We start from the raw sequence: 10,191 nt of genomic DNA on the forward strand, positions 1-10,191 counted from the left end.
GCCGGAGCCGAACCGTGAGGTGTGCGCGGTGTGGAGCTGTGGAGGAGGGCCGGTTCAGGGGGTGTTCCCCCGGCCGGGCCCGTGCGTAGATTACCGGCGGTAACACGCGATCGACCGAGGAGAACGAGCCGTGGACGCTGCCGAGCCGAAGCCGGTCGGGCCGAAGTTGGTCGGGCCGAAGCTGGTCGAGCCCGTCAAGACGATCGTCGACGGGGTGGTGCGCGAGGTGGCGGTACCCGCCCTCGCCTCGGCGCCGGCCGGCGGATCGCTCGGGGACCTGCCCTTCCTCAACGCCCGCGAGGCCCCCGGCGAGCCCGTACTCGCCCGCAAGGAGCGCGACGGGACCTGGCGGGACGTCACCGCCGCCGAGTTCGCCGCCGAGGTGCTCGCCGTCGCCAAGGGGCTGATCGCCGAGGGCCTCGCCTCGGGCGACCGGCTCGCCATCATGGCCCGCACCACCTACGAGTGGACCCTGCTGGACTTCGCCGGCTGGGCCGCCGGGCTGGTCACCGTCCCCATCTACCCGACCTCCTCCGCCCTCCAGGCCCGCTGGATCATCCACGACTCCGGCGCCGTCGCCTGCGCCGTCGAGGACACCGTCCAGGCCCGCCTCATCAGCGCCGAACGCGCCCACCTCCCCGGTCTCGCGCACCTGTGGGAGTTCGACACCGGGGCCATCGCCCGCCTCGTCAAGGCCGGCGAGCACCTGCCCGACGCCGTCGTCCAGGCGCGCCGCGCCTCCCGTACGCCCGAGTCCTTCGCCACCCTCGTCTACACCTCCGGCACCACCGGCCAGCCCAAGGGCTGCACGCTGACCCACGGCAACTTCTTCGCCGAGGTCGACAACGCGGTCGCCCTGCTGCACCCCGTCTTCACCTCCGTCAGCGAGGACCCCGCCTCGACCCTGCTCTTCCTGCCGCTGTCGCACGTCTTCGGACGGATGGTCGCCGTCGGCTGCATGCGCGCCCGGGTGAAGCTCGGCCACGCCCCCAGCATCAGCAGCGAGGAGCTCCTCGCCGACCTCGCCGGCTTCCGGCCCACCTTCCTGCTGGCCATCCCCTACGTGCTGGAGAAGGTCTACAACACCGCCCGCGCCACCGCCGAACGCATGGGCCGCGCCTCAGCCTTCGACCGCGCCGCGCGCATCGCCCAGCGTTTCGGAGAGGTGGCCGGGAGCGGCGGCCGGCCGCCCGGGCTGGGCCTGCGCGCCGCGCACGCCCTGTACGAACCGCTCGTCTACCGCCGCGTCCGCGCCGCGCTCGGCGGCCGCGTCCGGTACGTCCTCAGCGGCGGCTCACCCCTCGGCCGGCGCCTCGCCGCCTTCTACACCGGCGCGGGCATCGAGGTCTTCGAGGGGTACGGGCTCACCGAGACGACGGCCGCCGCGACCGTCACCCCGCCGCTGCGGCCCCGCCTCGGCACGGTCGGCTGGCCGCTGCCCGGTACGGCGGTGCGCATCGCCGACGACGGGGAGGTGCTGCTGCGCGGCGGGCACGTCTTCGCCGGGTACTGGAACGTCTCCGCGCAGCCGCCCGGGAGCTGGCTGCCCACCGGGGACATCGGCGAGCTCGACGCCGACGGCTACCTCACCATCACCGGCCGCAAGAAGGACCTGATCATCACCTCCGGCGGAAAGAACGTCGCCCCCGCCCCCCTGGAGGACTGGCTGCGCGCCCACCCGCTGGTCGGCCAGTGCATGGTGATCGGCGACAACCGGCCCTACGTCGCCGCCCTCGTCACCCTGGAGCCGGAGGGTCTGGCCCACTGGCGGCAGATGCACAGGAAGCAGGACGTCCCGGCCGGCGAGCTCGTCAGGGACCCGGAACTGCTGGAGGAACTCCAGCGGGCGGTGGACGAGGCGAACAAGCTGGTCTCACGTGCCGAGTCCATCCGCCGCTTCACTGTCCTGCCGGGGGAGTTCACGGAGGAACGCGGCCACCTGACCCCGTCGATGAAGCTGCGGCGCGCGGCGGTCGCCCGGGACTACGAGCGGGAGATCGAGGCGCTGTACGCAACCCCGCGCGACGCCTGACCCACCCCCGCCGGCACCCGTGCCTGCCCCGCGGGCGGACGACCGGGTCACGCCAGTGCCTCCCGGAGCCGGCGCAGGCCCTCGGCGATCTCGTCCGGGGTGTGCGTGGTGAAGGAGAGCCGCAGGGTGCGCGGGTCGGGGGTGCCGGTGAAGAAGGGCGCGCCGGGCACGTACGCCACATCGTGGGCGACGGCCGACTTCAGCAGAGCCGTGGCGTCGTACCCCTCCGGCAGGCGGGCCCAGACGAACATGCCGCCCTGCGGACGGTTCCACTCCGAGCCCGCCGGGAGGGCCTCGCCCAGGCCGGCCAGCAGGGCGTCGCGGCGGGCCCGGTAGGCGTCGCGGACCCGGGCGACGTGGGCGTCGAGGTCATGGGCGGCGAGGTAGTGGGCGGCGGCCAGCTGGTCCACCGTCGAGGTGTGCAGGTCCGCCGCCTGCTTGGCGACCACCGCCGCCCGGCGCAGCGCGGCCGGGGCGCGCAGCCAGCCCAGGCGCAGGCCCGGGGCCATGACCTTGGAGAAGCTGCCGATGAGGGCCGTACGGTCCTCGGCGCCGGGGTGGGCGGCGAGCCAGGGCACGTGGGCGCCCTCGTAGCGCAGGTCCCCGTACGGGTCGTCCTCCACCAGCCACAGCCCCAGGCGGGCCGCCGTCCGCGCCACCTCTGCCCGCCGCTCCCCGGGCAGGGTGCGGCCGGTGGGGTTCTGGAAGGTGGGGACGGTGTAGAGCAGCTTGGGGCGCTCGCGGGCGGTGATCTCGGCCAGGGCGTCGGGGAGCAGCCCGTGTTCGTCGCAGGGGACCGGTATGACGCGGGCTCCGGCCATCCCGAAGCACTGGAGGGCGGCCAGGTAGGTGGGGTTCTCGACGAGGACGGTGTCGCCGGGTTCCACCAGAGTGGCGGTGACCAGGGTCAGGGCCTGCTGGGAGCCGGTGGTGACGAGTACGTCGTCGGCGGTGGTGGGCAGTCCGCGCCGGACCGCCCGGGCGGCGACGGCCGCGCGGAGCTCGGGCGCGCCCTCGGTGGTGGAGTACTGGAGGGCGCGGGCGGCGGAGGCGGCCCCGGTGAGGGCGCTGTCGTAGGCGGCGCGGAGCCCCGCGGTGTCGAAGAGCTCGGGGGCGGGCAGGCCGCCGGCGAAGGAGATCACCCCGGGGCGTTCGGTGAGCGCGAGGATCTCCCGTACGGGCGAACCTCCCACGGCCCGGGCACGGGAGGCGAAGGCGGGCAGGGGCGCGGGAGGACCGTCGGGGGACATGGGGGCTCCTTCGGCGTGGCGGTGGCGGTGGCGGGTGGCCGCAGCCTAACCAGGAAGGATGCAGACGGCACCTACCATTCCGAGGGATGAACAGCCCTCACTCTCTCCCCAACTGACGGAACATCAGCTACACCGGTGCCATGACGAGCACACCACAGCAGGACCGCGACCCGCAGGACACGCGGGCCGGGGACTACGCCGCACTCGCGGCCGTCGGCCCGTACGGGGTCCGTCCCGGCCATGCGCTGATCACCATGGTCGAACCCCACCCGGGCCACGAGTTCGCGTACAACCGCTGGTACGAGGACGACCACTACTACGCGGGCGCGATGGCCATGCCCTGGATGTACGCGGGCCGCCGCTGGGTGGCCACCCGCGAGCTCCAGGAGCTGCGCTACCCGGAGAAGTCGGCGGTGGCCCAGCCGGTGACGGCGGGCTGCTACCTGTCGACGTACTGGGTGACCGAGGGCCGCTACGACGAGCACATGAGGTGGACGGTCGCCATCAACCGGCGGCTGAACCGCGACGGCCGCGTCTACCAGGACCGTACGCACGTCTTCACCGCCTTCCAGGACCACGCGGCCACCGTCTACCGCGACGGCGCCGCCGGCCCCCGCGACTTCCACGCCCTGGACCACCCGTACGCCGGGCTCGTCCTCCAGGTCGTCGACGCCGACGGCCCCGGACGGCGTGCGGAGCTGCTGGAGTGGCTGCGCTCCCGGGCCCTGCCGGGCCGGCTGCACGGTTCGCCCGCGGCGATGGTGACCGTCTTCCGGCCGACGCCGCTGCCGGGGGACCGGATGACCTACGTCAAACAGGTCGAGGGGGTCGACAGCCGCCTCACCCTGCTGTGGTTCCTGGAGGCCGACCCGCGCACCTGCTGGGACCGCTTCCAGGGGCTGGACGCGGAGGTCGCGGAGTCGGGGCTGGGGCGGGTGGAGCTGGTGGCGCCGTTCATCCCGACCGTCCCGGGGACCGACCGGTACGTGGACCAGCTGCGCTGAGGCCGAGGGGGCGCCGGGGGATCGGGGGTACCCGTACGCGGGCATGGCCGAGCCCCCTCGGCCAGGACGGCGGGCCGGTCGAGAGGGCTCCGATCAGGGTGATTCGCCGAGGGGCTCAGGCGAGCCGGCCCTCGACCACGTCGGTCACGAAGGAGGTCCAGGAGCCGGGGGCGAAGGTGAGCGACGGACCGTCCTGCACCTTGGAGTCGCGGACCGCGATGGCCTCCGTGACGGGGGACTTGACCTCGACGCAGGCGCCGTTTCCGCCGGAGTAGGAGGACTTGGTCCAGTTTTCGGTGCCGCCCTGACGAATGCCCATGGTTCTTCTCCGGTTCAGAGAGTGGTTCCGGGAGTTCCCGGCTGTGCGCCGGCACCATTCGCCGGGCCGACGTGATCGACGCTACCGGCAGCTTCCGACGCGGGAAGGAGGGATTCACTCGACCGGGTGGCATATTCCATTCAGGACTTCTGTGGCCGGGGACCGACGGTGTACCGTGCCGGACCCCCCGCCACCTCCCTACTTCATCAGGGCCGCGTAGTCCTCGATGACCTCGGAGATGAACTGCCGGGTCTGGTCCACATTGAGGGCCTGTGCACGCAGGTGCTCGTACATCACGCTGTATTTCTGGACGTCGTTCGCCTTCTCCAGGTACAAATCGCTCGTGACCCCCTCGATGTAGACCACCGTCGAGTCCGAGGCGTCCGGGAATTCCAGAATGGCGTACTGGCCGTTGACCCCCGGGTGGGCACCCATCGTGAACGGCATCACCTGCACGGTGATGTACGGCTGCTGCGACTGCTCTATCAGGAACTGCAACTGCCGGATCATCAGCGCGGGATCGCCCACGTGCCGGCGCAGCACCGCCTCGTCGATCACCGCCCACAGGCGCAGCGGCCCGACCTCCGCGTTGTTGTTGTCCGTCTCGGACAGCCGCTTCTGGCGGTGCATCCGTACCTGGACGCGCTTCTCCACGTCCCCCGGCGCCGTCTCCGGCAGCGCGCCGCTGATCAGCGCCTGGGCGTACTCGGGGGTCTGGAGCAGCCCCGGGACCATCTGCGGCTCGTACGTGCGCAGGCTGGCCGCGTCGGTCTCCAGGCCGATGTAGACGCTGTACGGGATGTCGCCGAAGGCGTGCCACCAGCCCTGCTGGCGGGAGTCCTTGGCCATCTGCATGAGCGAGTCCACCAGCCGGGGGTCCTCCACTTCGTACACCTCGCACAGGTCGCGGACGTCGCGCTGGCTGATGGAGCGGCGGCCGTTCTCCAGCCGGCTGATCTTCGACTGGGAGACGAGCAGGCGCTCGGCGACCTGCTCGGCCGTCATGCCCTTGTCCTCGCGCAGCTTGCGCAACTCCATGCCCAGTCGGCGGCGTCGGACGGTGGGATTGACATTGGACGCCACGGGATAGGCACCTCCGCCTTCTTCAGTAGCTGTTGCAGTAGCTGTAGTTGTCTCTCTGCGTGTCTGATGTTCAGCAGACTGCCACCGAAGGGTGCGGCGCCGCTGGGGAACGGCGCGGAAAAACAGACACGCGGGGTGGCGGGGCCGATGTGTCCGGCCCTGCCACCCCGCGTGCTGGAGGCTCCCGTACCGGTCCTCTGGGGGTGACCGGTCGCGGAGGTGGAACGTTTTCCCGCTGGTTGAGCTGGGGGTTTCAGCGGGTAGTGCGGTGGTGCGGTGGTGCGGTGTCCTGGTGGAACCGTCGCGCTCGCTCAGTGCGCGGCCACGCGGGCCATCGCACCCGTCCGGCGCGGCTGGAGCGGTACGCCGCCCGCCGTGGCCCGGGCGGCCGGCTGCGGAGCCGGAGCGCGGTCGCGGCGCGGCTGTGCGGCCACACCGTTCTGAACGTCCATCACGGCGTGCGCCACGAGACCGCCCATGGGGTCGTGCCGGATCAGGTCCCGCAGCCGGGACCTGGACGACCGCCCCTCGTTGCCGGGGTACAGGTGCTTGCCGAGTCCGACCGCGTGGGCCAGCGCGGCGAGCGCCGCGGTCCGCGGGTCCGGCGGTACGCCGGTGCGGATCGCACTGTCCAGCCGGGCACGGATCTCCCGGCTGATCGCCGTATCGGTCGCCTGGTAGCGAGTCGTCGGCAGCACCCCGCACATCTGTCCCGCGACGGCATGGACCATGCCGCAGCGCTCCAGGTGCGCGAGGTAAATCTGGCGGAGCCCCAGCCGGGGTCCGCCGATCCAGTGGACGGCCCGTACCGGGCTGCCGCGCCTGCGCAGCAGTTCCAGTGCGGAGTCCAGAGTCGGATCTCCTGTCGGCCGTGGCATCACCACGGCGATACGATCCCCGTCAGGGGCTATCCGTCCTGCCAGAGCCAGCTCCACTAGCTGTGCCCCGGCCAGGCCGAGGTCGAGCGACTGCGGCTGCGCCGTGGTACCCGTGGCCGGGTCCAGGGCGAGCAGCAGAAGCTCCTCTGGAATTGTTCTGCGGCTCCTGCCCATCCATGCCTCCCCGCGTGGATGAGTGACAGGGTGACGCCTCTCACATTCATCTGTCGAGAGCGCCTGCACGCTTTGTGGGGGAACCAGTAGCTATGTCGTTCTCGTCTAGCAGGCGGGCGAGGCCCCCGAGACGGGACACTGTTAGACGGTTCGGACAGTGGCCGGACGGCGATCGAGGAGGAACGGTGGCGGGCGAGTCCCCCGACAAGTCGGTAAGTGAAGGAGCGTCGGGGGCGCCGAAGTCCTCAGGTGCCGGGGAACAGGACCCGAGGCTCTCGGTGTTCCAGCCGCGCGTCCCCCCGAACGACGCTGCCGGGTCCCGCCCGGTTGCGGACGGGCCCAAGGGTGCGGATGCCGCCGAGCGGTCTTCCGGACGCGTGGAGCGGGAGGGTTCCGCTTCGGGGCGTTCCGCTTCGGGGGGTTCCGAGGAGGCTGCCGGGACTCCCGGGAAGCCGTCGGGTGCGGGTGCGGCTGCGGGTGCGGCCTCGTCGTCGGCGTCGGCCTCGGCGGAGTCCGAGCGCACCGCCGTGTTCCGCACCGTCAGGCCCGGCTCCGCCGCTCAGGACTCCGCCCGGGAGGCCGACGCCAAGCCGGGTTCCGGTTCCGGTTCCGCCGGTGCCGCGAAGTCCGACGGGGGCTCACGGACCACCGCGTTCGGCGTCACGACCTCGGCCCCCGCCCCGCAGGCCCCCGAGCGGGACTCCGGTTCCGCCGGTGCGGACTCCGTTTTCGCCCGCGCCGCCATGTCCCCCGGGATGGACCGGCCCGCCGCCGAGGAGGCCGGGAGGCCGTCCGCCGGTCGGGATTCCGGGTCCGCCGGTGCGGCCAAGCCGTCCGCCGAGCGGGACTCCGCGTCCGCCCGCGCCGACAGGGCTGCCGGTGCGGACCGCCCCGCCTCGGAGGAGGCCGGGAAGGCGTCCACCAAGCCGGGCTCCGGCTCTGCCGGTGCGGGCGAGCGGCCCGCCGGGCGGGGTTCCGCCGCGCCGTCGGCCGAGTCGGAGCGCACGGCCGTCTTCCGTACCGTCAAGCCGGGTTCCGCCCCGGCGGATTCCGCCAAGAGGTCCGACGAGGACCGCCCGTCGGACGCCGGTCGGGATTCCGCTTCCGCCGGTGCGGGCAAGCCGTCGGCCGAGCGGGCTTCCGGTTCCGCCGGTGCGGGCAACCCGTCCGCCGAGCGGGACTCCGGGTCTGCCAGTGCGGGCAACCCCTCCGCCGAGCGGGACTCCGGTTCCGCCGGTGCGGGCAAGCCGTCCGCCGAGCGGGACTCCGGTTCCACCGGTGCGGGTAAGCCGTCGGCCGAGCGGGCTTCCGGTTCCGTCGGTGCGGGCAACCCGTCCGCCGGGCGGGACTCCGGGTCCGCCAGTGCGGGCAACCCCTCCGCCGAGCGGGACTCCGCTCCCGCCGACGCGGGGAAGCGCTCCGCGGAGCAGAATTCCGGTTCCGTCGGTGCGGGCAAGGCGTCCGGGGAGTCCGAGCGGACTGCCGTCTTCCGTACCGTCAAGCCGGGCTCGGCCCCCGCCGGGTCCGAGGCGGGTGCCGCCGAGGCGGACGAGCGCACGGCCGTGTTCCGTGCGGTGAAGCCCGGTTCCGGTGAGGGCGGGAAGTCCGCCGGGCAGGATCCGCGTGCCGCCGCGAAGGCGGGTCCGGGCACCGATGAGGCCGGGAAGAAGGCATCCACCGGGTCCGAGCCGGCCGAGGACTCCGAGCGGACGGCTGTGTTCCGTGCCGTGAAGCCGGGTTCCGCCGAGCCCACCAAGGCTGAGCCCGGGTCCAAGTCCGCGCCCGAGTCCGAGCCCGGGTCCGGGCCCGATAAGCGGACCGCTGTCTTCCGTACCGTCAAGCCGGGTACCCGGCCGGCCGACGGCGGCAAGCCCGCCGGGCGGGACCCGCGTGCCGCGAAGCCGGACGCGTCCGAGGCGGGTTCCGCCCCGGTGGCCGCCGCGAAGGGCGCGGCCGGGCCCGCCAAGCCGGCGCCCTCCGCCCCCGAGGCCCGCGCCAGCACCTTCGTCCCGCTGCGCGCCGACGACGCCCCGGCCCCGGCCCCGGCCGCGCCGAAGCCCCCCGCCCCCGCGCCGCAGGCCCCCCGGCTGGACCCCAGCGAGCGGACCACGCAGCAGCCGCTGCCGCCCCGGCCGCCGCTCGACATGCTGGCGGACCTCACCAACAACCCGCCCCCGCCGCCGACCCCCCTGCGCACGGTCGTCCGCCGGGTCAAGATCTACGCGCCGATCGTGGTCCTGCTGGCCGTCGTGCTGGCCGTCGTCCAGCTGGTGCGCCCGCTGCCCGCGCCCCGGCTCGTCCTGACCGCGACGTCGCAGTACACCTTCCCCGGCGGGGCGCCCGACCTGCCCTGGCCCACCGAGGGCCAGGCGTCCATGGCCGCCGCCGGCCTCGGCACCATCGGCAGCTCCGGCGAGCAGAAGCCCGTGCCGATCGCCAGTGTCACCAAGTCGATGACGGCGTACATCATCATGCGCGACCACCCCTTCAAGAAGGGGGAGAAGGGCGCGATGATCGACGTCGACAAGACCGCCGAGACCGAGGGCCAGAAGGACAAGTCCGACAACGAGTCCACCCTCAACACCGTCAAGGAGGGCGACAAGATCTCCGAGTACGACGCGATCGCCGCCCTCATGATCCCCTCGGCCAACAACATCGCCCGGCTGCTGGCCCGCTGGGACTCCGGCTCGCAGGAGGCGTTCGTCAAGAAGATGAACGACACCGCCAAGCAGCTCGGCATGACGAACACGACCTACACCGACCCCTCCGGCCTGGACGCGACCACCGTCAGCACCGCCGAGGACCAGGTCAAGCTCGGTCTCAAGATCGTCGAGCTGGACGCGCTGGTGGACATCACCCGCAAGCCCTCCTGGACCGACCAGACCGGCAAGAACTGGCCGAACTGGAACCGTCTGGTCCCGTACAACGAGTCCCTCGGCATCAAGACCGGTACGACGACCAAGGCGGGCGGAAACCTCCTCTTCGCCGCCTACAAGAAGGTCGGCGCCACCAACCAGCTGATCGTCGGCGCCGTCCTCGGCCAGCACAAGCCGCCGATCATCGACACGGTCATCGCCGCCAGCAAGAACCTCCTCGTCGCCACCCAGAAGTCCCTGGAGGGCGCGCCCGTGGTCAAGAAGGGCGATGTGGTCGGATACGTGGACGACGGCGTCGGCGGCCGGACCAAGGTCGTCGCCACCGCCGACGTCCAGGCGGTCGGCTGGTCCTCGCTGACCGTGGACATCAAGATCAGCGACGGTGGAACGAAGATCCCCGGGACGGCGAAGGCCGGCACGGCGGTCGGCGTGCTGACCGTCGGTGACGGGGCCAGTCAGGTGAAGGTCCCGGTGGCGCTCCAGTCGGAGCTGGCCTCGCCGGGCATCGGCAGCAAGCTGACCCGTATCGGCTGATACGGGCCGGCGCCGCGGCGCGGCGCCCCGGGGCGAGCCCG

General features: G+C 72.8%; 7 protein-coding genes. 3 read left to right on the forward strand and 4 right to left on the reverse strand.

What is annotated here, in order from left to right; translation table 11 throughout:
* The first annotated feature begins 130 nt into the window (after window positions 1-130).
* Entirely contained in the window at window positions 131-2,032 is a 1,902-nt protein-coding gene (locus tag ABZ716_RS22275) for an AMP-dependent synthetase/ligase (RefSeq protein WP_358961059.1), read from the forward strand.
* A 47-nt stretch (window positions 2,033-2,079) separates the two neighbouring features.
* Here the strand turns inward: ABZ716_RS22275 and ABZ716_RS22280 are convergent, their stop codons facing one another.
* Window positions 2,080-3,282, reverse strand: coding sequence for a PLP-dependent aminotransferase family protein (locus ABZ716_RS22280; RefSeq protein WP_358961061.1), 1,203 nt, complete (start codon window positions 3,280-3,282; stop codon window positions 2,080-2,082).
* A 140-nt stretch (window positions 3,283-3,422) separates the two neighbouring features.
* Between ABZ716_RS22280 and ABZ716_RS22285 the strand changes: the two genes are divergently transcribed.
* Window positions 3,423-4,286 carry a hypothetical protein gene (locus ABZ716_RS22285; protein WP_358961064.1) on the forward strand — a complete coding sequence of 288 codons (864 nt, stop codon included), beginning with the start codon at window positions 3,423-3,425 and terminating at the stop codon, window positions 4,284-4,286.
* Between the two features lie 115 nt (window positions 4,287-4,401).
* Here the strand turns inward: ABZ716_RS22285 and ABZ716_RS22290 are convergent, their stop codons facing one another.
* The 3 genes from ABZ716_RS22290 to ABZ716_RS22300 all read right to left on the reverse strand — a co-directional run bounded on the left by ABZ716_RS22290 (window position 4,402) and on the right by ABZ716_RS22300 (window position 6,740).
* The gene (locus ABZ716_RS22290; protein WP_351882617.1) at window positions 4,402-4,605 is read right to left on the reverse strand and encodes a DUF397 domain-containing protein; all 204 of its coding nucleotides are present in this window, start codon (window positions 4,603-4,605) and stop codon (window positions 4,402-4,404) included.
* Between the two features lie 198 nt (window positions 4,606-4,803).
* Complete coding sequence (locus tag ABZ716_RS22295) at window positions 4,804-5,688, reverse strand: helix-turn-helix transcriptional regulator (RefSeq protein WP_351882619.1); 885 nt, start codon at window positions 5,686-5,688, stop codon at window positions 4,804-4,806.
* Between the two features lie 311 nt (window positions 5,689-5,999).
* On the reverse strand, window positions 6,000-6,740 hold the full coding sequence (locus ABZ716_RS22300; protein WP_351882621.1) for a GPP34 family phosphoprotein: 741 nt from the start codon (window positions 6,738-6,740) through the stop codon (window positions 6,000-6,002).
* Window positions 6,741-7,267: 527 nt separating this feature from the next.
* Here ABZ716_RS22300 and ABZ716_RS22305 point away from each other — a divergent pair.
* Window positions 7,268-10,150, forward strand: coding sequence for a hypothetical protein (locus ABZ716_RS22305; RefSeq protein WP_358961067.1), 2,883 nt, complete (start codon window positions 7,268-7,270; stop codon window positions 10,148-10,150).
* The last annotated feature ends 41 nt before the right edge of the window (window positions 10,151-10,191 follow it).

The sequence above is a fragment of the Streptomyces sp. NPDC006687 genome, from assembly GCF_040636215.1.
GTDB lineage: Bacteria > Actinomycetota > Actinomycetes > Streptomycetales > Streptomycetaceae > Streptomyces.